We start from the raw sequence: 21,057 nt of genomic DNA on the forward strand, positions 1-21,057 counted from the left end.
GCTTGGTTCAATTCTGTGTTTTCTACTTCTCCCGGCCGTCGTACCCGAGCAGCCTCATGGCGACTTCGGGGTCCATCGCGGCGGCGAGGAGCTGGGCGCGCTCGTTCGCCCGGTCCCTGGCCTCCTCGGCCCGCCGCCGGTTGGCCTGCTGGGCCCGGATCACCCCGACCACGATGGCCAGGACGGCGACGATCCCGAGCAGGATCAGGAAGAACACGATGACCGTGCCGGTCGGCAGCCCCGGCACCACCTCGGTCGCGCCGGTCATGGTCCCGCCGGAGGCGGCGATCACCACGAGCACCAGCGCGGCCAGCGCGAGCGCCGCCCCGAACAGGCCCCAGAGCAGACCACGCGAGCGCGAGCTCTCAGGCCTGGCCGCCTCGGTCGGCGGTGGCGGCGGGGGCAGCGGGGAGCCGTTGCCGTTCGTGTTCGCCCACGGGACGAAGTCGACCGCGCCGTTCCCGTTGCCGTTGACCGGGACGATCTCGCCGGTCGTCGCCGGGGCGAAGGCAGGCATGCCGTGGCCGTTGGCCACGATCACCGCGGCCGGCTCCAGCGCCAGGTGCCGCGCCCTCGGCTGCGGCAGCGGGACCGTGACCTTGGTGTGCTCGCGGTGGGCCGTGACGGCCGCCTCGTGGTAGTCCTCCAGCTCACGCTGGAAGTCCTCGTCGGCGTAGACGCTGCCGTCGACGAGCGGGCCGCTGGTGCGCTCGATGACGGCCATGACGTCTTCGCCGTTGAGGGTCTTGTGCGTCTCCAGCGCGTGGGCGACGGCCAGGACCTCGGCGCGGTTCTCCTTGAGCAGCTCCTCGGTCTTCTCCAGCATCCGGGTGAGCAGGAACTCGATCCGGGTCGAGGCGCCGCCGGGCTCGATCTCGTTCTGCCGGTCGGACAGGTTGGGCGCGAGGAACCCGATCGTCCCGCCCGGCGACTTGCGCCGCTGGTCGGGGCTGCCCATGCCGAGGCCGAGCTCCTGGAGCGCGGGCAGCGCGGAGACGCCGGCGCCCATGCCCCAGTGGGTCTCCATGAGGCCCGCGACGTAGGTCGCGCTCATCAGGTCGCCCGAGACGCCCGAGGAGTTGTCGTCGCCGAAGAACATGCGCTCACCGGCCAGCGAGGCGACCGACACCATGATGTCGGACTCGTGCTCCGACCTCCACCGGGTGAACTGGTCCTCCGGCTTGATACTGGAGACCATGCCCAGGTAGTCGGCGCCCTTCTCGATCGTCGCGATGTCGATCTCGAGGTGCTGGCGGGTGCGGTAGGCGACCACCGCGTGGCAGGCCTCGTGGACGGCCACCGCGTGGCGCTCGCGCTCGATGTACTCGACGTCCTCGGGCGGGCCGAGCTGCTTGAGCCGCTTGGCCTTGGTGACGTCGGCCCAGGTGATCACCTCGCGGCCGTCGCGGATCGCGGTGATCAGGGACTCGTTCACCAGGTCCTTGATCGTCGCGCCGGTGGCGTAGGGGGTGATCGTGGCGAGCTTGTCGATCTGCTCGTCGGTCAGCTCGTGCCGCACCTTGCCGAAGTAGCCCTGGTAGGTGCGGATGCGTCCGGGCTTGGACGGATAGCCCACCTTGTAGATCCGGTCGATACGTCCGGGCCGCAGGAGCGCCTCGTCGAGCGCGTTGGGCATGTTCGTCGCCATCATGACGAGGATGCGGTACTTGGGCGGCGGCTTCGGGCGCATGCCCAGCAGTCGCCGGACGTGGCGGTTGACGATGCCGCGTGGCTTCTTCAGGCCCGACAGCTCGGTGAGCAGGGCCTGCAGGGTGCCCATGTCACCGCCGCCGCCCATCATGTTGCCGCCCATCATGAAGCGGCTGCGGCGGCCCGTGTCGGGCGCCTCGACCGCGCGGGAGGCGGCGAACGACTGGTGGAACAGCGTGCTCTGCGCGCCTTCGGACAGGTAGGAGAAGCCGTGGCAGGCGTCGCCGAAGGCGGGGCTGAAGCCGCGGCCGGTCTGCGGGCCCTGCTGGGCCAGTGAACCGCGCCGCCCGAGTGAGTCGGCCTCGTCGAAGAAGACGATGACGCCGCCGTACCGCAGCGCCAGCTTGCGCAGCTTGCGGAACAGCGACTTCACCTTGAGGATGCCGATGCCCATGAACATGTTCGTGAAGGCGCCGGGGTCGACGAAGACGTACGGCTTGCCGGTCTCGCCCGCGACGGCCTCGGCCATCAGGGTCTTGCCGGTGCCGGGCGGGCCCCACAGGAGGAGGCCGCTGGGCACGTAGCCGCCGCGCTGCTCGATCTCATCGGGCCGTTCCAGGAAGACGATGTTCTCCTTGACCCGCTCGACCACGTGGTCCTGGCCCCAGACGTCGTCGAAGCGCGTCTTGATGTCGTCGGGGAAGTAGGTCTCGACGCCGCCCCGGGAGAGGAACCAGAACAGGCCGATGAACTGGAACACGATGAAGAAGAACGCGAAGGCGAGCTGCGCGATCATCGGCATCGCCTGCCACAGCAGCGCCGGGGCCTGGAACAGCGCCATGACGGGCGACACGTCCCCTGGCAGGACCTCGGCGAGGATGAAGGCGATGAGCGTGATCCAGAAAACGACCTTGATCGCGCGGGACAACCGGTAGCGGGTCCAGTCGCTGAACCTGCGGTGCACCCAGCGGTCGAAGCCGCCGAAGATGCCCTTGGTCCACAGGCGGTGGTAGCCGGCGGAGCGTTCGGAGATCAGGAAGTGGATCTGGCGGATCAGGTCGATGCCGATCAGCCAGAGGATCCAGCCGGTCGCCTCGGCCTGGTAGACCACCGCGTCCCAGAAGGTCATGACACCTTCGAACTCACCCATCGTCTTGACGGTGAGGATGAGGAACGCCGCGACGAGGAAAATGATGATCTTGGAGCGATCCCAGAACGCCATCTTCTTGCGGGTGCGCGGATCCCTGTCGTCGGGACCCGAACCGGGTGGCCGGAGTCCCTCGTATTGCGGCGGGGAAGCCGTCTTCATATGGGCTCCTTACCCGAGGTTGTTCTTCACCTTGAACGACTGCGCGATGGAGTCGAGCTCGGCCTGGCGCTGCTGGAAGCAGGTCGCGGAGCAGCGGATCAGGAACGTCGACATGGTGCCGCCGTCGGCCGACAGGTAGCCCGTCTGCTGGAACGTCTGCAGCGGGCCGCCCCTGTAACGGAGGCTGAACTGCACCCGCACGCCCTTCGCGCCGTTGTCGCCCTCGAGCACCTCGTCACGGGTGAGCTCGAAGTTCTTGTACGGGTATTCCTCGTCCTGCTCGTTCTTGGCGCGTTCGGCGGCGGTGGCCGCGACGGGGAAGCCCATCACGTTGCGCAGGGCGTTCAGCGAGACGTCCTGCTGCTGCTCCTCGGAGAGGGTGTTCACCATCGCGAACGCGAACGGCTCGTCGGCGCCGCCGGGCCCGGCGGTCATGATGTGGTCGATCGACGGCTGCGTGTGGCCGTCGTAGGCCGCGGTCCAGATCTTCTGTTTCAGCACCTGGGCGGTCGCCGAGGACGGATCCCCGAGGAGCGCGGCGTCCACCGCCTCCTGGTCGACCTTGTGCCAGGTGGCGGGGACTTTGAAGTAGGTGCTGCCGCCCGAGTCACGGACGAATGTGTATTGCGAGCCGCCGCATCCGGCCAATCCGGCGATCATCGCGGCGACCCCGAAGGCCGCCGCCGCGCCGGACCCCGCCCGCCATCTCTTCACAGGGCCATACCTCCGCTTTGCGGGTCTACGAGGTAGTAGTGCCCGTTTTCCAAGTATCCCCTTACCGGGACTGTTGTTACATCTTGGAAAACTTGACCAAATCTTGCCCGAAGCTTAGCTGCACTTGTGACGTGATCAAAGGGCGGCGGGGGACCGCTGGTTCCAAACGTCAACTTTTCGCGGCAGCGTAGGCCGCATGGCATAAGCCAGGCGTAAGCGGCACTTTCCCCCAGATCGACCATTGATACACGAACTGGCGAAGCTTATGTGACCTGAGCCGTGCGGACGAATCGGGACGGCTCTGACCTGCGACATCGCCCGCTTATGTATTCCGGGAAAGGCGATATCGGTCCCATCGAAAGGGATGAATCATGGCGTCCCGGATTCTCGGCATGGCCGTGCGCCCGGCGAGCCGGGGCGGGCGGATCGGCAGGGGGCTAGGCTGCGGGCCATGCCCACCGCACTCGTCACCGGCGCGACCGCCGGGATCGGCGCGGCGTTCACCCGCCGCCTGGCCGCCGACGGCTTCTCTCTCGTGCTGGTCGCCCGCGACCGTGACCGGCTGGCCGAGCAGGCCGCGTTCCTCGGCCGCCGCTACGGCGTGCACGCCGAGGTGCTGCCCGCCGACCTGTCGTCCGACGACGGCCTGAAGGTCGTCGAGGAGCGGCTGCGCGAGGGGGTCGACCTGCTGGTCAACAACGCCGGGTTCGGCAACCGAGCGATGTTCCTCAGCGCGCCGGTCGACGACGAGCTCACCATGATGAAGGTGCACTGCGAGGCGGTGCTGCGGCTCACCTACGCCGCCCTGCCCCACATGCGGGCGAAGGGCCGGGGCGGGGTGATCAACGTGGCCTCGGTGGCGGCGTTCTTCACCCGGGGCACCTACGGCGCGTCCAAGGCCTGGGTGGTCAATTTCAGCGGCGCCGTCGCCGCCGAGACCTCCGGCGACGGCGTGCGGGTGATGGCGTTGTGCCCCGGCTTCGTGCACACCGAGTTCCACCAGCGGGCCGGGATGGACACCAGCAGCATCCCCGAGTTCCTCTGGCTGGAGGCCGACCCCGTCGTGAAGGCGGCGATGCGCGACCTGGCCCTCGGCAAGGTCGTCAGCGTGCCCGACCTGCGCTACAAGCTGGTCGTCGGCGTGGGGCGGCTGCTGCCGCAGAACCTCACGGCCCGGATCTCGACCCGGATCGGCCGCCGGTTCAAATAGCGCGGTCTCAGGCCCGGCCCTCCTCGTGCAGCCGCACGTAGAGGGCCGACACCTCGTCGACGAACCGCGACTGCCCGAAGTAGAGCCCGGCCCGCTGGGCGGCGGCGTCGCCCAGGCGGCCCGCGTAGCCCGGGTCGCGCAGGATGCGCACGACCGAGGCGGCCAGCAGCCCCGGGTCGGGGTCGGTGAGCAGCCCGGTCACCCGGTCCTCGACGACCTCGGGCACCCCGCCGACCCGCGTGGCGACCGCCGGGACCCCTGACGCGGCCGCCTTGAGGAGGTCCAGCGGGATGCCCTCGTAGTCGCTCGTCAGCAGCATGACGTCGGCGGCGGCGTGGATGATCTCCAGATCGGTGCGGCGGCTGAGCCAGGCGACGGCGTCGCCGAACCTGACCGCCTTGGCCCGCAGGTCGGCGGCCAGATCGCCGCCGCCGCAGACGAGGACCTTGGTCATCGGCAGGCCGCGCAGCACCAGCGCGACGGTGTCCAGGAACCGGTCGGGCCTGCGGCTCTTGGTGACCTTCCCGACGAACGCCACGACCGGGACGTCGGCCGGCAGCCCCAGCCGGGCCCGCGCGACCTCCCGGTCCGGCCGGGCGGCCATCCGCACGCCGGGCCGGACGACGGCGTACTGGCGCGGGACGCCGATCCCGGCGGCGAGCAGGTCGTCGCGGACCAGGGCGCAGTCGGCGATCAGCCGTTCGCTGACCCGGGCCAGCCGCCGCTCGATCACGGTCCGGCGCGGGTGGACGTCGAAGGTGTGCACCCGCGCCGGGACCCGGGCCATCGTGGCGGCCGTCCGGCCGAGCGCGCCCGCCCTGCCGGTGTGGGTGTGCACGATGTCCGGCCGGAACCTGCGCATCTCGGCCACCAGCCGGGCCAGCGCGCGCGGGCCGTCGTCGGGGATGGTGCGCGCGCGCTCGTGCATCGTGGTGGTGTAGAGACGCTGCTCGAACCGGCCGGGATCGAGGTGGTCGAGCAGCGTGACGGCCTGGAGCGCGGGCCACCCCGTGTCCAGTCCCGTGATCACCCGCATGACCCTGATGCGCTCGCCCATCACTGGCCCCCGTTTCGACCTGTTGCGGTATGTCTGCCCGGCGGGCAGTCTCGTCCAGCGCGGGGCGTTGATGGGGCTTTTACCGGCGGGCCTGTCATGCGCTTGCGAAGGATTAGCGGCTCGTTTGCCATGGTGGGCCGGTTTGCCCCGTTATGGGGAGGGCGCTGGACCCCGCGGCGTCTCCATCGAGTACGTGCGCGGGTCGCCAATAATCCGCAAAAGGCGGCGCAAGCCCGCGCGTGGCTGTGCCGGCCCGCGCCGACGGCGTCTCTACCGTCTCTCTCGCCCACTGAGAGCGAGGAGCACCGTGGCGCACCATCTGATCACCGGGGGCGGCGGCTTCGTCGGCTCGCACCTGACCGGGGCCCTGCTGGCCCGGGGCGACACGGTCACCGTGCTGGACGATCTGTCCACCGGCTCGCCCGCCAACCTCCGGCACCTGCGCGGCCATCCGTCGTTGCGGTTCGTCCAGGGTTCGGCGCTGGACGCCCCGCTGGTCGGCGACCTGGTCGGCGGGTGCGACGCGGTCGTGCACCTGGCCGGCGGCGAGACGGTGCTCGACGCGGCCCGGCGGCACGGCCGCAAGGTGCTGGTGGGCACCGACGACCACGCCGCGGCCTTCACCGCCGGGGAGACGCCGCGCGGGGAGACGTACCGGACGGAGAAGGACCTGCTCGTCGTGGTGGCCCGGCTGTTCGACGTGGCCGGGCCGAGGCAGCGCGACGAGCACCTGGTGCCCCGGCTGATCCGGCAGGCGCTGGCCGGCGCGGACCTGGTGCTGCCCGGCGACGGGTCGCAGACGCGGTGCCTGACCCACGTCCGCGACGTCGTCGAGGCCCTGACGCTGCTGCTCGACGAGCCGTTCGCCCTCGGGGGCATCTTCGACGTGGGCGCCGACGACGGGGTCAGCGTGCTGGAGCTGGCCAAGGCGATCGTCGAACTGGCCGGGAGCCCGTCGGGCATCACCTTCCACGGCGGCGCCCCCGAACCCGGCTTCCGGGTGGCCGACGCGTCGCGGCTGCGCGCGCTGACCGGATGGCGGCCCCGGCGGGACCTCGACGAGATCCTGCTCGACACGATCAGCGAGGCCCGCGTCCGGTGAACCCCGCGATCGTGCCGGACCCGCTCGTGCCCGCACCGGTCCATCGGATGGTGGTGACGGTATGACGGAACATCTCCGGCTGGTCCGCCGGGGCTGGTGGATCCTCCTGCTGGCCGCCGTCGGCGGCGCGGCGTGCGCGCTGCTGGTGACCGGGCAGATGCCGGTCAGGTACGCGGCGGCCGTGTCCCTGATGGTCGACCAGCGGGGCTCGGCCGACCCGCTGTCGCAGCAGCGGGTGAAGTCGTACGCCCGCCTGGTCACCAGCCGCCGCGTGCTCCAGGAGGTCGCGACGGCCGAGCGGCTCGACCCGGCCACGCTCGACGTGCGGTCGGAGGTCGTGCCCGGCACGGTGCTGCTGCGCGCCATCGTCACCGACGGCGACCCCGACCGGGCGGCCCGCGTCGCCAACCGCATCGGCGGCGAGCTCAGCGGCCTGATCCACACCCTGGAGAGGCGCACCGCGATCGGGGTCACCGTGATCGACCGGGCCACCCCTCCGGCGAACCCGGTCTCGCCGCGTCCCCCGCTCAACGTGGCGGCCGGGATCCTGCTGGGCCTGGTCTTCGCCTACGGCCTGCTGATGCTGCGCTCCCGCCTCGACACCACGATCACCGACAGCGACGACCTCGCCGCGGCGACCGGGGCGCCCACGCTGGGGGTCGTCGGGCGGGACCGGCGCCGCCCCCTGATCGTCGCGGGCGGCCAGGCCGAGGCCTTCCGCGCCCTGCGGACCAACCTGCGGTTCGTGGGCGAGGACGGCGGGCCGCGCTCGCTGCTCGTCACGAGCTGCGGTCCCGGTGAGGGCAAGTCGACCCTGGCGATCAACCTGGCCCTCGCCGTCGCCGGGACGGGCCGACGGGTCGCCCTCGTGGACGCCGACCTGCGGCGTCCGTCGGTCGCGCGGCACCTGGGGCTGGAGACCCGCTCGATGGGCCTGACCGACGTGCTGGCCGGATCCGCCCGCCTCGCGGAGGCCCTCCAGCGCCGGCCGGACCTCGACGTGCTGCCCGGCGGCCCGATCCCGGCCGACCCGGGCGAGCTCGCGGGTTCGCCCGGGATGCGGCGGGTGATCGCGGACCTGGCCGCCGACCACGACCTGGTCGTCGTCGACGCGCCCCCGCTGCTCCCGGTCAGCGACGCGGTGGTGCTGGCGACGGCGTGCGACGGGGTGCTGCTGGTGACCCGCGCGGGCCGCACCCGCCGGGAGTCGCTCGCCCAGGCGGTGGCCCGGCTCACGCGGGTCGACGCGCGGCTGGTCGGCGGCGTGCTGAACTTCGCTCCGGTACGGCCCCGCTCGCCCTACCCCGAGGAGCGGGCCCGGACGGGCGGCTTCCGCTGACCGTCCACGGACGACGACGCGGAACCAGCGGGTAAAACGGCGCGGTGCCCGCACGCCGGCGGGCCGACAGTGCGGGAAGGGGGGCGCCCCTCTCCGGTCGTCGGAGAACCGGTGTCGGCTCCCCGTAAGGAGAGACCGTTGAACACCCGATTCAGAACCGTCTTACTCGCCCTCGCCCTGGCCGCCGGGTTCGTCACGGCCTCGGCCGGTCCGTCGTCGGCCGACGTCCCGGGGCACGTCATCGTCGCCGAGGTCAGCGAGAGCAACTCCGACGACAAGGGCGCCGAGGTGCGCTGCCCCGACGGCACCCGCGTGCTCGGCACCGGCGCCGAGATCACCCGTGGCGGCGGCTCGGTCGTCATCGACGAGGTCATCCCGACCGCCTACACGGTCAGCGCCTACGGCGTCGAGACGCCGACCGGCACGACCGCCGCGTGGACGATCCGGGTGTGGGCGGTGTGCGGCAACCCCCGTACGAGCACCTACATCCGCTACCAGACGACCGCCTCGCACCCCAATCCGAAGACGCTCGGGCTCGCCTGCCACGAAGGCGACTGGCTGCTCGGCTCGGGCTACCAGCTGGAGGGCGCCCGGGGCAACGTGAGCGTCACCGCGCTCATCCCCACCCTCGACGACGTCTTCGTGGAGACGAAGGAGAACCACCGGGGCTATGCCGGCAACTACTACCTGAGGGTGTTCGCGATCTGCGCCGAGGACGCCCCGGCGGGGCTGCGGGTCCTGTCGGAGGAGAGCGAGGAGGACTCGGACGACAAGGGCGCCATCCGGGAGTGCCCCGCCGGGACGCAGACGCTGGGCGCGGGCTTCTCGATCCCCGGAGCCGCCGGTGAGACCGTGCTCACCTACTTCATCCCGACCGACGGGACGGTCATCACGTACGCGAACGAGCTGAGCGGCACCAGCCGGGAATGGAGCGTCCGGTCGTACGCGACCTGCGCGGACGAGTGAAAGGACAGAGCCCGCCCGGCCGAACGGAGGGGGGAAGCCGGCGGGGCGGGCTCTGCCGTGAAGGGGATGCCGTCAGCGGCCGACGTTGGCCGGGTGGCCGATGGACAGGCCGCTGTCGACGTCGAAGAAGTGCAGGTTGTGCGTGTCCACGACCAGTTCGATGTTCTGGCCGGGGCGGACGTGGCTGCGGGCGTTCACGCGGGCGGTCCACAACGACTTGTCGCCCGTGAGCGGCAGGGCGGCGGCCTCTTCCTCGTCACCGTCGTTGGCGGCGGCGACGGTGTCCTTGTGCTCGACCGGCGGGGCGTCGATCGTGAACAGGACGTTGATCTCGGAGCCGAGCTCCTCGGTCACGTTGGCCTTGACCGGGACGCGGGCCCAGCCGGCGGAGGCGCCGTTGGCGGCGACCGCGTCCTCGAAGTCGGAGGGGCGGATGCCCAGGATGATGCGCTTGCCGATGTAGCGCTCGAGGCCGGCCTTCTCGGCGAACGCGGTGTCGGGGACCGGGAGGCGGTAGCCGGCGAAGGCCACGGCCGCGCCGGCGCCGTCGCGGACCAGCTCGGCGTAGGTGAAGTTCATCGACGGCGAGCCCATGAAGCCCGCGACGAAGAGGTTGACCGGCTTGTCGAACAGGTTCTGCGGGGTGTCGACCTGCTGGAGGATGCCGTCGCGGAGCACGCAGACGCGGTCGCCGAGGGTCATGGCCTCGACCTGGTCGTGGGTGACGTAGACGGTGGTGACGCCGAGGCGCTCGTGGAGCTGGTTCAGCGAGGCGCGCATCGACACGCGGAGCTTGGCGTCGAGGTTGGACAGCGGCTCGTCCATGAGGAAGGCCTGCGGCTCGCGCACGATGGCGCGGCCCATCGCGACACGCTGGCGCTGACCACCGGAGAGGGCGGCCGGCTTGCGCTTGAGGTACTGCTCCAGGCCGAGCATCTTGGCGGCCTCGTTCACGCGCTTGGCGATCTCGGGCTTGCTCATCTTGCGGAGCTTGAGGCCGAAGGCGAGGTTCTCCTCGACCGTCATGTGGGGGTACAGGGCGTAGTTCTGGAACACCATGGCGATGTCGCGGTCCTTCGGCGGGAGGTGGTTGACCACCCGGTCGCCGATGACGATCTCGCCGCCGCTGATGTCCTCAAGCCCGGCGATCATGCGCAGGGCGGTCGACTTGCCGCAGCCCGAGGGGCCGACGAGAACCATGAACTCGCCGTCCTTGATCTCCAGGTTGAGGCCGTTCACGGCCTTGACCCCGCCCGCGTAGATCTTGTCGACGTTGTTCAGAACGATAGATGCCATGCCAGTCCTTCGCGCTCCGGAAGGCACGCGCGGACCCCGGCGCCGCCTTCCCATTGAGGGAAAAGTGGATACGTTTTCATGCATCTCACCCGAACCGGACATGCGTGTCAAGCGACTCGCCCGGTTTGGGCTTGTCATCGCATGTCGCGTTATCGTTCCGAGACTGGCGGTAATGATGGAATGATGATGGAATCGTTTCCATGAGCACTCCTGGACCACGCCGCACCACCATCAAAGACGTCGCCGAACTGGCCGGAGTCGGGGTGGCCACGGTGTCGCGGGTGTTGTCGGGCGGCTCGGCGAGCGCGGAGACCCGGGAGCGGGTGCTCGACGCGGCGACCAAGCTCGACTACCGGCCGAGCGCCCTCGGTCGCAATCTACGTCAGCAGCGCAGCGGCGGGGTCGCCCTGCTCGTGCCCGACATCACCGACGGGTTCTACGCGCGGCTCTGCGACGGGGTGCTGTCGTGCGCCCGGTCCTACCGCGAGCCGGTCACCATCGGCGTGACCGGCGACGACGCCGAGCAGGAGGCCGACCTGGTCGGCGGGCTGCTGGAGCAGAGCATGGACCGCATCATCGCGGTGCCGACCGGCGACGGCGAGATGTGGGCGAGCGCGGTGCGCGCCGGGCTGAACGTCGTGTTCGCCGACCGGCGCGTGTGGTCGCCCGGCCAGCACGCCCGCGCTCTCGACGAGGTGCCGGCCGTGCTGACCGACGACCGGTCGGGGCTGCGTACCGCGATCGAGTACCTGACCGGGCTCGGCCACCGCAAGATCGGCTTCCTGGCCCGCCAGGGCATGTCCCACCGGGTCGCCGCGTTCCGCGAGGCCATGGGCGACCTGCTCGACGAGGACCTCGTGGTGTTCGCGCGGGCCAGCCGCGACTCCGCCTACGCCGCCGCGGCCGGGCTGTTCCAGCGGCGGGCCGACCTGACGGCCGTCATCGCCGGGGGCAACATGCTCGGCGAGGCGGCCGTGCTGGCCGCCCGCGAACTCTATGTGCGCATCCCGCGCGACCTGTCGCTCATCATGTTCGACGACGTGCCGTGGGCCGAACTGTGCTCGCCCCCGCTGACGGTGATCGCGCAGCCCGCCTCCGACGTGGGCTACCGCGCGGCCGAACTGGTCCTGCGTCACGGGCGGCGGCCCCGGACGGTGTCGCTGCCGACCGAGCTGATCGTCAGGAGCAGCTGCGCTCCCCGGCGGTGACCACGGTCCGCTGCGGCTTGGCCATGGGCTGCTCCGGCACGACCGGCGCGGCCGATGACGGGGGCTCCACCAGCCGCAGCTCCAGGGTCCGGGTCTCCCCCGCGGGCAGGTCGAGCGTCGTGGAGAACACCGGGTGGCCGTGCTCGGTCTCCTGCTTCAGCTCGGCCACCTTCCCGTCGAGGTAGGCCTTCTCCAGCCGCGACCCGACCGCGGTGAACACCGACACCCACACCCTCCCGTCGCGGTCGCCGTTGCGCAGCGTCGCCGACACCGTGCTCCCGCACTCCGGGGACAGGCGGTATTCGACGGTACGGTCGAGGTTGCGCCCGATCCCGTCCCCGCCCGCGTCGTTGACGACCACGTGCGCGAACGGCCCCGGCGCGGGCGTCAGCACACCCGCCAGCGGGGTGCGCTCCAGCAGCCGCTGCTCCTCGGGGTCGGCCGACCAGATCCGGATGTGCCCCTGGTCGATGACCTTCATCAGGCCGGGCAGCCCGGCCAGGCCCGACAAGCGCGCCAGCGTGGCCGCGTCGGCGCCGATCACCCCGTCGACCGGCTGCCCGTGGAGGGCGGCCCAGACGCGGGCGGCGTACGGGAAGTGCGGTGAGCGGTTCGACGCCGACAGGGTGCGGGTGGCGTCGGCGCCGTAGCGGGCGGCGTAGCCGGGGCCGAGGTCGAGGACGGGGCCCGGCGCGTCGGGCACCCGGCGGACCGGTTCGACGGTCCAGCCGGTCGGCGCGATCGTCACCACCCCGAACCCGCGCACCACTCCCCCGGTCGCCCGCGCCCGGTCGGGACTCTGCACGGCGACCAGGAACCGGCCGCGCAACCCCGCCAGCGCGGCCAGCGTGTCGAGCCGCCGCAACGCCTCGACCTGGGGCAGCACCGCCCGCGCGGCCTGCAGATGGCCGACCGCCCGGGGGATCTCGGCCGGGTTCTGGCGCAGCAGCAGTTCCAGGCCGGTGGCCAGGTCGAGCGCGGCCCGCGCGTAGTCGCGGACCGTCCTGGCCGGTGCACCGGCGAACGGGAGACGGGCCAGCAGCGCCCAGTCGCGGCCCGAGGTGTAGCGCATGGCGGCCTCGGCGCCGGCGCGGGCCTCGCCGATGCGGGCCGCGATCTCCGGGCCGGGCGGGATCAGCCGGGTCGACCCGGCCAGTTCCTTGAACGCGTCTCGCGCGTCGGACAGATGCCGCGCGGCCGAGACGCCCAGGTAGACGGGCCAGGCCACGCCCAGCGTGGTCGCGGTCAGCGCGGAGGCCGCGACGACGGTCCGCAACCAGCCCTTGCGCTTCCAGGCGACGCGCGCCCAGCCGACCCGCGCCCACCGCACCCTCACGTCAGGCGCCTGACGCCGGCCCGTCTGCGCCTGCGGGCCCCGACGGCCAGCAGCACCCCGGTGAGCGCCAGCCCCGACACGGCCACGGCCAGCGCCTCGAGCGGAGCCCCGGTGAACGGCAGGTCCTCGGTGACCGGACGGCGCGGGTCGACGGCGGGCGAATCCCACCCGTCGAAGAACCCGACGGTGGCCTGCTCCCCGGTGACGAAGGCGTCGGCCACGTCGTGGGAGACCGGCCCCGCGATCGGCCCCGCGATGGGCACGGCGGCGGCCAGGCAGGTCCACATCAGCCCCACGCAGGCGAGGGCACGCACGGCGAGCATGGCCTCCCCCGGAGAGCAGCGGACCCCGGCCGGAATCGGGCCGGTGCTCCCTTCCTACGAGGGCGGTCGCGCGGGCCCGTCCAGCGACGCGCCCGCATGACCGAAACTTGCCGCCGGTGCTACAGGTTCTTCTCGATCGCCGCCACGACCTCGGCCGACTCGGGCTCGATCTGCGGGGCGAAGCGGGCGGTCACCTCGCCGGCGGCGTTGACGGTGAACTTCTCGAAGTTCCACTTGATGTCCTCGCCGTCGCCGACCAGCGCGCGGTAGAGGGGGTGGCGTCCGTCGCCGTTCACGTCGGCCTTCTCCAGCAGCGGGAAGTCGACGCCGTAGGTGACCGAGCAGAACTCCTGGATCTCGTCGGCGGTGCCGGGCTCCTGGCCCATGAACTGGTTGCACGGCACGCCGATGACGGTGAAGCCGCGCGGCGCGAAGGTGTCCTGGAGGCGGACCAGGCCGGTGTACTGCGGGGTCAGGCCGCACTTGGAGGCCACGTTCACGACCAGTGCCGAACGCCCCTGGAGGAGGTCGCCGAGCGTCGTCTCCCGGCCGTCGAGGGTGGTCACGGGGATGTCGAGATTCGTCATGGGGCGACTCTACCCAGCGTCACTTTCGTCCCGCTCACCCCGTTGGGACGAGCTGAAACCCCAGGCGGGGGGCATTTCCCCGCCATCGGGACCTCTGCTGCGAGGACCGCCCGGCCAGCGCCGGGCCGTGTGATCACCCGGGCTTGGCACGGGGTCGGCAAACAACCGTCCTCGGGGGGCCGAAGACGCGGCGGCGTGGTCGCCCGGCGTACTTCAATCCGCGCTAGAGAGCGAGACGCGGACGGCCGCAGGCCGGTCGTGGCTCGTGTCGTGAATCTGCCGTGAACAAACGTCGCGGTGCCTCCGGGGAGTTGGTCTGTTGTCCCGGTTCGGCCGCGCGGACCGGTGCGCGCGAGCCATGGGCGTGCCGGACACAGGGGTTCCGCCCCTGACGACCGCACGCGACCCGACGACAAGGACCGATTTGGACAGCATCAGCGCACGTCGCGGCACCGTCGCGGCCATGCTCGCGTTCGCCGCGCTCGCCGGGGCCACCCCCGCCTCCGCCGGCGGGACCGAGCATGACGGCCACACCTGGAAACGGCGGGCCGCACCCACGATCAAGGCGAGCAGCAAGATGTACGCCCACCGCCTGATCATCCGCCGCGACTGGGCGCGCCGGGAGTTCCGCTGCCTCGACAGCCTGTGGACACGCGAGAGCAACTGGAACCACAAGGCGCGCAACCGCTGGTCCGGCGCCTACGGGATCCCGCAGGCCTACCCCGGCGACAAGATGGCCCGGGCCGGCTGGGACTGGCGGGTGAACCCCCGGACGCAGATCCGCTGGGGCATCGGCTACATCCGGGGCCGGTACGGCTCGCCGTGCGGGGCGTGGGGACACTTCCTGGCCCACAACTGGTACTGAGGTACCGGGCAGCGCGGTGACGGCGCAGACTGCCGCGCATGGACGGGATCGTCGCGGCGTGGCCGCGCCTGGAGGCACGGCGGCGCGGCCTGTCCCGACGAGATCCTGGGACCGGACCGCCAGGCGCCCTGAACGGGCTGGTCAGGGTGGCCGAGGGCGGGCTGCCCGCGCTGCGCGCCTGACGGCGGCGGCGTGGGCGTGCTGGGCGCGGCGCTGCGGGCCGAGTGATCAGGTGGTGCGCTGGGCCAGCCGCCCGGCGATGGCCTCGATGAGCAGGTCGAGCCCGAAGTCGAACTCGGCCTCGTGGTCGCACGCCGACAGGTGCGGGGCCAGCGCGCTGATCTGGGGGAACAGCTCAGCGTCGACGTCGTCGGCCCGGATTGCGCCGTGGACAGGGGCGAAGGTGGGGGTGACCCCGACCTCACGCAGGAGGGAGCCGATGACGTACGCGATGAAGACCCGGAAGATCTGCACGGCCTCGCGCTCGCCGAACCCGGCCTCGCGCAGCGTCGACAACGCGCGCTCCACCGGCAGCATGCCCGCCGCCGACTTGAGCTGGCGGCTCACCACGACCATGGTCGAGCGGGGATGGCTGTGCGCGATCTGCCGGAACGCGCGGGCCTGCATGCGGACCCGGTGGGTCCAGGGCGCGGCGGGGTCGTCGGTGAACTCGACCTCCGACAGAATCGTCTCGGACACCGCGTCGAGCAGGGCCGACTTGTTCGGCACGTGGTTGTAGAGCGACATCACGCCGACCTCCAGATCGGCGGCGATGCGCCGCATGGAGACGGCGTCGGCGCCCTCGCGCTCGATCAGGTCGATGGCGGCGGCGACGATCCGGGTGCGGTTCAACGGTGGCACGCGACCAGTATTGACCGGCGGTAAGCTGCGTGTCACTGTCGAGACGTACAGCGTACGTACGGGAGGCCCACACGTGTCCACGCACGAGCTCTACACCATCCCCGCGGACATGCGGACCTGGGACGTCCAGATGGCCGGATCGGCCCGGTTCACCTGGGAGTACGACGACGGTCGCGACCGCATGCTGGCCCTTTACCAGAAGGGCAAGGACAAGCAGTGGGACTCGGTGAAGCGTGTCGACTGGGGCCTGGAGGTCGACCCCTACGACGTGCTCGGCATCCCCGACGAGACCATCGCGATCTACGACTCGCCGCTGTGGCACCGCATGGACGACCAGACCCGCAAGGAGGTCCGCCGCCACGGGGCCGCCTGGCAGTTCTCCCAGTTCCTGCACGGCGAGCAGGGCGCGATGATCTGCTCGGCGCGCATCGTGGAGTCGGTGCCCGACCTCGACTCGAAGTTCTACGCGGCCACCCAGACCATGGACGAGGCCCGCCACGCCGAGACCTACGCCCGTTTCCTCCAGGAGAAGGTGGGCCTGGCCTACCCGATCAACCCCTACCTGAAGTCGCTGCTCGACTCGACCCTGAGCGACTCCCGCTGGGACATGCCCTACCTGGGCATGCAGGTCCTCATCGAGGGCCTGGCCCTGGCCGCCTTCGGCGTCATGCGCGACATCACCACCAAGCCCCTGCCCAAGCAGATCCTCGCCTACGTCATGCAGGACGAGGCCCGCCACGTCGCCTTCGGCCGCATGGCGCTGCGCGACTACTACGCCGGCCTGTCCGAGGCCGAGCGCCGCGAGCGCGAGGACTTCGTGATCGAGGGCTGCTGGCTGATGCGCGACCGGCTGCGCGGCCGGGAGCAGTGGGAGGCCCTGGGCCTGTCGAAGACCGAGGTCGAGGAGGCCCACCAGCTGGTCGACCAGTCGCGCTACCTGCAGCTGTTCCGCTCGTTGTTGTTCAGCCGCATCGTGCCGTGCGTGAAGGACATCGGATTGTGGAGCCCCCGGCTCCAGCAGGCCTACGTCGACATGGGCGTGCTCGACATGGCGGGCCAGAACCTCGACGACCTGATGCGCCAGGACGAGGAGATCGCCGAGAGGCTCGACGCCGAGCGCTTCGCCAAGGAGGAGGCCGAACGCGCCGTCGAGGTCGCCGAGACCATCGCCGCCGCCACGGCCGAGTGACACGGGCCGGCTAACGCCGCACGACCACCTTGCCGATCGACGACCCGGCGCCGACCAGTTCGTGCGCCCGGCGCAGCCCGGCCGCGGTGAAGTCGTCGATCTCGGTGGTCAGCGTCGAGCGCAGGCGGCCCGCGTCGAAGTGGGCGGCGGCCTCGTCCAGGAGACGTCCCTGGGAGCCCATGTCGGGGGTCTCGTACATGGCGTGGGTGAACATGAACTCCCAGTGCCAGGCGATGCTCTTCGACTTGAGCGGGTAGAGGTCGGGGTGGTGGTCGTCGATGGCCACGACGTGCCCGAACGGCTTGACGAGCTCGGCGTAGGCCTCGATGTTGCCCTCGGAGAACGGCGAGAACACCGCCTCGACCCCGTCGGGCGCCAGAGCCTTGACCGATTCGACGAGCGTGTGGCGGTCGACGGTCGCGTCCGCGCCCAGCCGGGTCACCCAGTCGTGGGTCTCGCCGCGCGCGGCCGTGCCGATCACCCGCAGTGACGTCAGCTGCTTGGCGAGCTGCACGAGCATCGAGCCGACCCCGCCGGGCGCCCCGACGACGAGCAGCGTGCCCGTGGTCTCCTTGTGCGCCCCGAGGTGGGTGAAGAGCGACTCCCAGGCCGTGATCGTGGTCAGCGGCACGGCGGCCGACTGCGCCACGGACAGGGTCCGGGGCCGGTGCCCGACGATCCGCGCGTCGACGGCGTGCAGCTCGGCGTTGGCGCCCTGGCGGGTGACGTCGCCCGCGTAGTAGACCTCGTCGCCGGGCTCGAACCCGGTGGCCTCCGGGCCGGTCCGGACGACGGTCCCGGCGGCGTCGAACCCCAGGATGCGCCGCTCGTCCCCCGCGCCGGCGGCGATCTTCACGTCGGCCGGGTTGACCGAGACGGCCTCGACCCGAACGAGCAGGTCATGCGGGCGGAGTGTGGGCTCGGGCACCTCGACGTCGACGAGGCCCCCGCCGCTGGTGGCGATGGCACGCATACCCAGCAGGCTATGGAGCCGACGGTCACTACCCGGCAAAAGGGGTCAGAAGACCACGAAAACCAAGCCTCCCACCACCGCCGCCAGCACCCCGAACCACAGGGTCAGCGCGTCGCCGCCGTGCTCGAACGGGCGCTCCTGGTGCAGCGCCTCCTGCACCTGCCGGAACCGCCGTCCCGTACGGAGCAGCGTGACCGCCCCCAGCAGCGCCGCGACCCCGAAGAACACGATCGCCACGGGATGGCCCGAGGACCGGGCCGTCACGCCCGCCCCGCCGAGCCCCAGGGTCGCCAGCGCGGTGGCGGTGCGGACCCACGCCAGGCGGGTGCGTTCACTCTGCAGGCCGGGGTCCCAGCTCTCAGCCGACAAGGATCAGCACCAGCGCCAGCACGGCGACGCCCGCCACGCCGTACCCGAACAGGGGCGCCAGCCTCGGCGGCGGGAGGGGTTCGGCGCGGCGCAGGGCCGTCTGCACCTTGCGCCAGCGCGGATAGGCGAACGCCGCCGCCAGGGCCGAGAGCAGGACGAGGACGACGGCGAGCGCGGTGCGGACCCAGGGGACGAAGAGGTCGGGCGGCACGGCGGCCATGGCGACTCCCCCGGCGCACAGCGCGAGGGAGGTGCTCAACCACGTCAGATAGGTGCGTTCGTTCGCCAGGGTGAACCGGGGGTCCGGTTCTTTACCGTCCATACCGAAAAGGATATTTCACCGCAATTCCGGCATGGCTTGCCGGAATTGCTTACTCCCCGGCGCAGGCGGAGGTGAGCGTCTCGGCCCACTGGACGGAGTCGGCGGCGAGTTTCTGGAGGGCGTCGACGGCGTCGTTGGCATCCTGGATGTCGAAGGAGTTGAGCTTGGCGGCGACGTCGTTGGCCGCCTCGGCGAGGGTCGTGTTGGCCGCGTCGTTGGCCAGGTTCTCCAGCTTGTTCGCGCCGTCGGCGAGAGCCGTCTCGACGGCCTGCGGGTCGCTCGCGAGGCCGGTCACCTTCTGCACGGTCTCGGTCACGATTCCGGCGGCCTGGATACACTGCTGCGTCTTGTCGATCGCCCCGGTGATCTCGTTCAACTCGCCGCAACCGGTGAGCAGCACGAGCGTAAGCGGGACCGCGGCAAGAGGGAGGAGTCGCATGGCCTGGAGCCTAATGCACGCGAACCTACCCCAAGCGCCCCATCACAAAGGGGCAGGTCGGATTGTGCCGGACGCGGCGTCGTACGATCAAAAGCATGGGAATGTGCGAACATCTGCAGGTCGCCGGGGACCCGAAGCCGACCTCCCCGCAGGGGTGCGAGGAGTGCCTGCGCGAGGGCACCCGGTGGGTCCACCTGCGTAAGTGTCTTGACTGCGGGCATATCGGCTGCTGCGACTCCTCGCCCCGCCGGCATGCCACCGCCCACTACAAGAACTCCGATCACCCGGTCATGCAGTCGTTCGAACCGGGTGAGGCGTGGAAGTGGTGCTTCATCGACAACGTGATGGGTTAGTCGCGCTCCAGGGTGGCCTCTTCGAAGTCGAGTTCCGCCATGATCCGGCGCAGCACCTCGTCGTCGATCCTGCGCTGGTCGCGGAGCCTGATGAAGACCGCCCGCTCGGCGGCGAGCATCTCCCGGCGCAACCGCCGGTAGACGGTCGCGGGCGTCTCCTCGCCCTCGGGCCCGGTGCCGCCGCCGAGCCGCTCCCAGGCCATCCGGGCCACCCGCTCCGAGCGGTCGCGAAGCCCCTGCACGACCTCCTCGTGGATGTCGAGCACCCCTTCGGCCACCAGCTCGTCGAGCCGTTTCGTGGCCGCCGCCGCCGCGGCCTGCTGCGCGGCCGCCTCCGACAGGTCGTCCTCGAACCGCTCGCGCTCGTTCGAGATGCCGAGCCTGCGGATCAGCCACGGGAACGACAGCCCCTGGACGACCAGGGTGCCGATCACCACGGCGAAGGTCAGGAACAGCAGCAGATCGCGCTGCGGCACGTCGGCGGGCAGCGCGAACGCCGCCGCCAGTGACACCACGCCGCGCATTCCCGCCCAGCTCAGCGTCGCCACGTTCTGCCAGGGCACCTTGGGCTCCCTGGCCCGGACCTTCTTGGACAGGATCCTGGGCAGGTAGGCGCTGGGCACCATCCAGACCACCCGGCTCAGCACCGTCACCAGGAACAGCACCAGGGCGTACATGCCGACCGTGGCGGGCTCGTAACCTTCCAGCCCGGCGATCAGCGGGAGCAGCTGGAGCCCGATCAGGGCGAAGACGATGCCCTCCAGCAGGAAGTCCATCACCTGCCACACGGCGGCCGACAACAGGCGGGTGCCGTAGGAGGTGCGGCTCATCTGGTGGCCGAGGTAGATGCCGACCACGACCACGGAGATCACGCCCGAGGCGTGCACGACCTCCGCCGCCAGGTAGGCGCCCCAGGGCACCAGCAGCGAGATCGAGTTGGCCACCAGGGCGTCGGAGATGCGGGTCAGGATGCGGCCGACGACCCAGGCGATGGCCAGCCCGATGGCCAGCCCGACCCCCGCCGCGAACAGGAACTCCCCGCCCGCCGCCAGGAAGCTCACGCTGCCGCCCGCGATGGCCCCGACCGCGACCCGGTAGGCGGTCAGCGCGGTCGCGTCGTTGAACAGGCTCTCGCCGATCAAGACGGTCATGACCCGGCGCGGCAGGCCCAGTTTGCGTCCGACGGCCACGGCCGCGACGGCGTCGGGCGGCGCCACGATCGCGCCGAAGGCGATCGCCGCCGGGATGGTGAGCTCGGGCACGAGCAGGTAGGTCACCGTGGCGACCACGGCGGTGCTGAACAGCACCAGCCCGATCGACAGCAGCATGACCGGCCGCTTCACGTCGCGCAGCCGCAGGTAGGAGCTGTCGAGGGCGGCCGAGTAGAGCAGCGGCGGCAGGAACACGAAGAGCACGATCTCCGAGCTCAGTTCGTATTCCGGCACGAACGGGAGGATCGACGCGATCAACCCGGCGAGTACGAGAAGCAGAGGGACATTCCAGTCCATCCGCCGGGCCAGCGCGGAGACCGCGAGCGCACCGGCGGGGAGGGCCAGCAACTGGAGAATTGTGATCGCTTCCATCAAGCG

Annotated in this window: 22 protein-coding genes; 9 read left to right on the forward strand and 13 right to left on the reverse strand. The window is 71.2% G+C overall.

Annotation, left to right across the window (positions count from 1 at the left end; all coding sequences use genetic code 11):
- Positions 1–22: 22 nt before the first annotated feature.
- Both QSK34_RS10810 and QSK34_RS10815 read right to left on the reverse strand, forming a co-directional pair.
- On the reverse strand, positions 23–2,959 hold the full coding sequence (locus QSK34_RS10810; RefSeq protein ID WP_285582762.1) for an AAA family ATPase: 2,937 nt from the start codon (positions 2,957–2,959) through the stop codon (positions 23–25).
- 9 nt (positions 2,960–2,968) lie between these two features.
- Positions 2,969–3,673, reverse strand: coding sequence for a hypothetical protein (locus tag QSK34_RS10815; protein WP_285582764.1), 705 nt, complete (start codon positions 3,671–3,673; stop codon positions 2,969–2,971).
- Between the two features lie 451 nt (positions 3,674–4,124).
- Between QSK34_RS10815 and QSK34_RS10820 the strand changes: the two genes are divergently transcribed.
- Positions 4,125–4,883, forward strand: a complete 759-nt coding sequence (locus tag QSK34_RS10820) for an SDR family NAD(P)-dependent oxidoreductase (RefSeq protein WP_285582766.1) — start codon at positions 4,125–4,127, stop codon at positions 4,881–4,883.
- A gap of 7 nt (positions 4,884–4,890) precedes the next feature.
- Here the strand turns inward: QSK34_RS10820 and QSK34_RS10825 are convergent, their stop codons facing one another.
- Positions 4,891–5,940: a glycosyltransferase gene (locus QSK34_RS10825; RefSeq protein WP_353051377.1), complete on the reverse strand. Its 1,050-nt coding sequence runs from the start codon at positions 5,938–5,940 to the stop codon at positions 4,891–4,893.
- Positions 5,941–6,247: 307 nt separating this feature from the next.
- Here QSK34_RS10825 and QSK34_RS10830 point away from each other — a divergent pair, with 307 nt between their 5' ends.
- The 3 genes from QSK34_RS10830 (at position 6,248) to QSK34_RS10840 (ending at position 9,347) form a co-directional block, all read left to right on the forward strand.
- A complete protein-coding gene (locus QSK34_RS10830; RefSeq protein WP_285582768.1) occupies positions 6,248–7,042 on the forward strand; it encodes an NAD-dependent epimerase/dehydratase family protein in 795 nt (264 codons plus the stop codon).
- Positions 7,043–7,103: 61 nt separating this feature from the next.
- Positions 7,104–8,381: a tyrosine-protein kinase domain-containing protein gene (locus QSK34_RS10835; protein ID WP_285582770.1), complete on the forward strand. Its 1,278-nt coding sequence runs from the start codon at positions 7,104–7,106 to the stop codon at positions 8,379–8,381.
- Between the two features lie 138 nt (positions 8,382–8,519).
- Positions 8,520–9,347 carry a hypothetical protein gene (locus QSK34_RS10840; protein WP_285582772.1) on the forward strand — a complete coding sequence of 276 codons (828 nt, stop codon included), beginning with the start codon at positions 8,520–8,522 and terminating at the stop codon, positions 9,345–9,347.
- A 72-nt stretch (positions 9,348–9,419) separates the two neighbouring features.
- On the opposite strand, the gene QSK34_RS10845 is transcribed toward QSK34_RS10840, so the two are convergent.
- Positions 9,420–10,643 (reverse strand): ABC transporter ATP-binding protein, encoded by a 1,224-nt coding sequence (locus tag QSK34_RS10845; protein WP_030454235.1) that lies wholly within the window; start codon positions 10,641–10,643, stop codon positions 9,420–9,422.
- Between the two features lie 200 nt (positions 10,644–10,843).
- Between QSK34_RS10845 and QSK34_RS10850 the strand changes: the two genes are divergently transcribed.
- Positions 10,844–11,851, forward strand: coding sequence for a LacI family DNA-binding transcriptional regulator (locus QSK34_RS10850; RefSeq protein ID WP_137251644.1), 1,008 nt, complete (start codon positions 10,844–10,846; stop codon positions 11,849–11,851).
- Here QSK34_RS10850 and QSK34_RS10855 read toward each other — a convergent pair.
- The 3 genes from QSK34_RS10855 to QSK34_RS10865 all read right to left on the reverse strand — a co-directional run bounded on the left by QSK34_RS10855 (position 11,823) and on the right by QSK34_RS10865 (position 14,097).
- Positions 11,823–13,187: a DUF4012 domain-containing protein gene (locus QSK34_RS10855; protein ID WP_285582777.1), complete on the reverse strand. Its 1,365-nt coding sequence runs from the start codon at positions 13,185–13,187 to the stop codon at positions 11,823–11,825. The genes QSK34_RS10850 and QSK34_RS10855 overlap by 29 nt on opposite strands.
- Complete coding sequence (locus QSK34_RS10860) at positions 13,184–13,510, reverse strand: hypothetical protein (protein WP_285582779.1); 327 nt, start codon at positions 13,508–13,510, stop codon at positions 13,184–13,186. Before QSK34_RS10860 ends, QSK34_RS10855 begins: the two co-directional genes overlap by 4 nt.
- 119 nt (positions 13,511–13,629) lie before the next feature.
- On the reverse strand, positions 13,630–14,097 hold the full coding sequence (locus QSK34_RS10865) for a glutathione peroxidase (protein ID WP_161479167.1): 468 nt from the start codon (positions 14,095–14,097) through the stop codon (positions 13,630–13,632).
- Positions 14,098–14,521: 424 nt separating this feature from the next.
- On the opposite strand from QSK34_RS10865, the gene QSK34_RS37750 reads away from it, so the two are divergent.
- Complete coding sequence (locus QSK34_RS37750) at positions 14,522–14,962, forward strand: aggregation-promoting factor C-terminal-like domain-containing protein (protein ID WP_353051378.1); 441 nt, start codon at positions 14,522–14,524, stop codon at positions 14,960–14,962.
- A 38-nt stretch (positions 14,963–15,000) separates the two neighbouring features.
- Positions 15,001–15,144: a hypothetical protein gene (locus tag QSK34_RS10875; protein ID WP_285582781.1), complete on the forward strand. Its 144-nt coding sequence runs from the start codon at positions 15,001–15,003 to the stop codon at positions 15,142–15,144.
- Between the two features lie 46 nt (positions 15,145–15,190).
- Here the strand turns inward: QSK34_RS10875 and QSK34_RS10880 are convergent, their stop codons facing one another.
- On the reverse strand, positions 15,191–15,823 hold the full coding sequence (locus QSK34_RS10880; RefSeq protein ID WP_285582783.1) for a TetR/AcrR family transcriptional regulator C-terminal domain-containing protein: 633 nt from the start codon (positions 15,821–15,823) through the stop codon (positions 15,191–15,193).
- 73 nt (positions 15,824–15,896) lie between these two features.
- Between QSK34_RS10880 and QSK34_RS10885 the strand changes: the two genes are divergently transcribed.
- On the forward strand, positions 15,897–17,012 hold the full coding sequence (locus QSK34_RS10885) for a ferritin-like domain-containing protein (RefSeq protein ID WP_161479164.1): 1,116 nt from the start codon (positions 15,897–15,899) through the stop codon (positions 17,010–17,012).
- Positions 17,013–17,022: 10 nt separating this feature from the next.
- Here the strand turns inward: QSK34_RS10885 and QSK34_RS10890 are convergent, their stop codons facing one another.
- From QSK34_RS10890 to QSK34_RS10905, 4 genes are read right to left on the reverse strand one after another with little or no spacing between them, the layout of a single operon-like run.
- Positions 17,023–17,985, reverse strand: coding sequence for a zinc-binding alcohol dehydrogenase family protein (locus QSK34_RS10890; protein WP_285582785.1), 963 nt, complete (start codon positions 17,983–17,985; stop codon positions 17,023–17,025).
- 45 nt (positions 17,986–18,030) lie between these two features.
- Positions 18,031–18,354, reverse strand: coding sequence for a DUF202 domain-containing protein (locus tag QSK34_RS10895; RefSeq protein WP_161479162.1), 324 nt, complete (start codon positions 18,352–18,354; stop codon positions 18,031–18,033).
- Positions 18,344–18,676 carry a YidH family protein gene (locus QSK34_RS10900; protein WP_161479161.1) on the reverse strand — a complete coding sequence of 111 codons (333 nt, stop codon included), beginning with the start codon at positions 18,674–18,676 and terminating at the stop codon, positions 18,344–18,346. Before QSK34_RS10900 ends, QSK34_RS10895 begins: the two co-directional genes overlap by 11 nt.
- Positions 18,677–18,725: 49 nt before the next feature.
- Positions 18,726–19,115 carry a DUF8711 family protein gene (locus QSK34_RS10905; RefSeq protein WP_285582789.1) on the reverse strand — a complete coding sequence of 130 codons (390 nt, stop codon included), beginning with the start codon at positions 19,113–19,115 and terminating at the stop codon, positions 18,726–18,728.
- Between the two features lie 95 nt (positions 19,116–19,210).
- On the opposite strand from QSK34_RS10905, the gene QSK34_RS10910 reads away from it, so the two are divergent.
- Positions 19,211–19,468, forward strand: a complete 258-nt coding sequence (locus tag QSK34_RS10910; RefSeq protein ID WP_062333808.1) for a ubiquitin carboxyl-terminal hydrolase 14 — start codon at positions 19,211–19,213, stop codon at positions 19,466–19,468.
- Here QSK34_RS10910 and QSK34_RS10915 read toward each other — a convergent pair.
- Positions 19,465–21,051 (reverse strand): Na+/H+ antiporter, encoded by a 1,587-nt coding sequence (locus QSK34_RS10915; protein WP_285582793.1) that lies wholly within the window; start codon positions 21,049–21,051, stop codon positions 19,465–19,467. The two genes, QSK34_RS10910 and QSK34_RS10915, sit on opposite strands and share 4 nt — an antisense overlap.
- Between the last annotated feature and the right edge of the window lie 6 nt (positions 21,052–21,057).

The sequence above is a fragment of the Herbidospora sp. NBRC 101105 genome, assembly GCF_030269205.1.
GTDB lineage: Bacteria > Actinomycetota > Actinomycetes > Streptosporangiales > Streptosporangiaceae > Herbidospora > Herbidospora solisilvae.

Excerpts from the sequence above, each read along its gene's own strand:
- QSK34_RS10810 (WP_285582762.1), bottom strand. The coding sequence starts at position 2,959 with ATGAAGACGGCTTCCCCGCCGCAATACGAGGGACTCCGGCCACCCGGT.
- QSK34_RS10820 (WP_285582766.1), top strand. The coding sequence starts at position 4,125 with ATGCCCACCGCACTCGTCACCGGCGCGACCGCCGGGATCGGCGCGGCG.
- QSK34_RS10825 (WP_353051377.1), bottom strand. The coding sequence starts at position 5,940 with ATGGGCGAGCGCATCAGGGTCATGCGGGTGATCACGGGACTGGACACG.
- QSK34_RS10835 (WP_285582770.1), top strand. The coding sequence starts at position 7,104 with ATGACGGAACATCTCCGGCTGGTCCGCCGGGGCTGGTGGATCCTCCTG.
- QSK34_RS10845 (WP_030454235.1), bottom strand. The coding sequence starts at position 10,643 with ATGGCATCTATCGTTCTGAACAACGTCGACAAGATCTACGCGGGCGGG.
- QSK34_RS10850 (WP_137251644.1), top strand. The coding sequence starts at position 10,844 with ATGAGCACTCCTGGACCACGCCGCACCACCATCAAAGACGTCGCCGAA.
- QSK34_RS10860 (WP_285582779.1), bottom strand. The coding sequence starts at position 13,510 with ATGCTCGCCGTGCGTGCCCTCGCCTGCGTGGGGCTGATGTGGACCTGC.
- QSK34_RS10865 (WP_161479167.1), bottom strand. The coding sequence starts at position 14,097 with ATGACGAATCTCGACATCCCCGTGACCACCCTCGACGGCCGGGAGACG.
- QSK34_RS10875 (WP_285582781.1), top strand. The coding sequence starts at position 15,001 with ATGGACGGGATCGTCGCGGCGTGGCCGCGCCTGGAGGCACGGCGGCGC.
- QSK34_RS10890 (WP_285582785.1), bottom strand. The coding sequence starts at position 17,985 with ATGCGTGCCATCGCCACCAGCGGCGGGGGCCTCGTCGACGTCGAGGTG.
- QSK34_RS10900 (WP_161479161.1), bottom strand. The coding sequence starts at position 18,676 with ATGGACGGTAAAGAACCGGACCCCCGGTTCACCCTGGCGAACGAACGC.
- QSK34_RS10905 (WP_285582789.1), bottom strand. The coding sequence starts at position 19,115 with ATGCGACTCCTCCCTCTTGCCGCGGTCCCGCTTACGCTCGTGCTGCTC.
- QSK34_RS10910 (WP_062333808.1), top strand. The coding sequence starts at position 19,211 with ATGGGAATGTGCGAACATCTGCAGGTCGCCGGGGACCCGAAGCCGACC.
- QSK34_RS10915 (WP_285582793.1), bottom strand. The coding sequence starts at position 21,051 with ATGGAAGCGATCACAATTCTCCAGTTGCTGGCCCTCCCCGCCGGTGCG.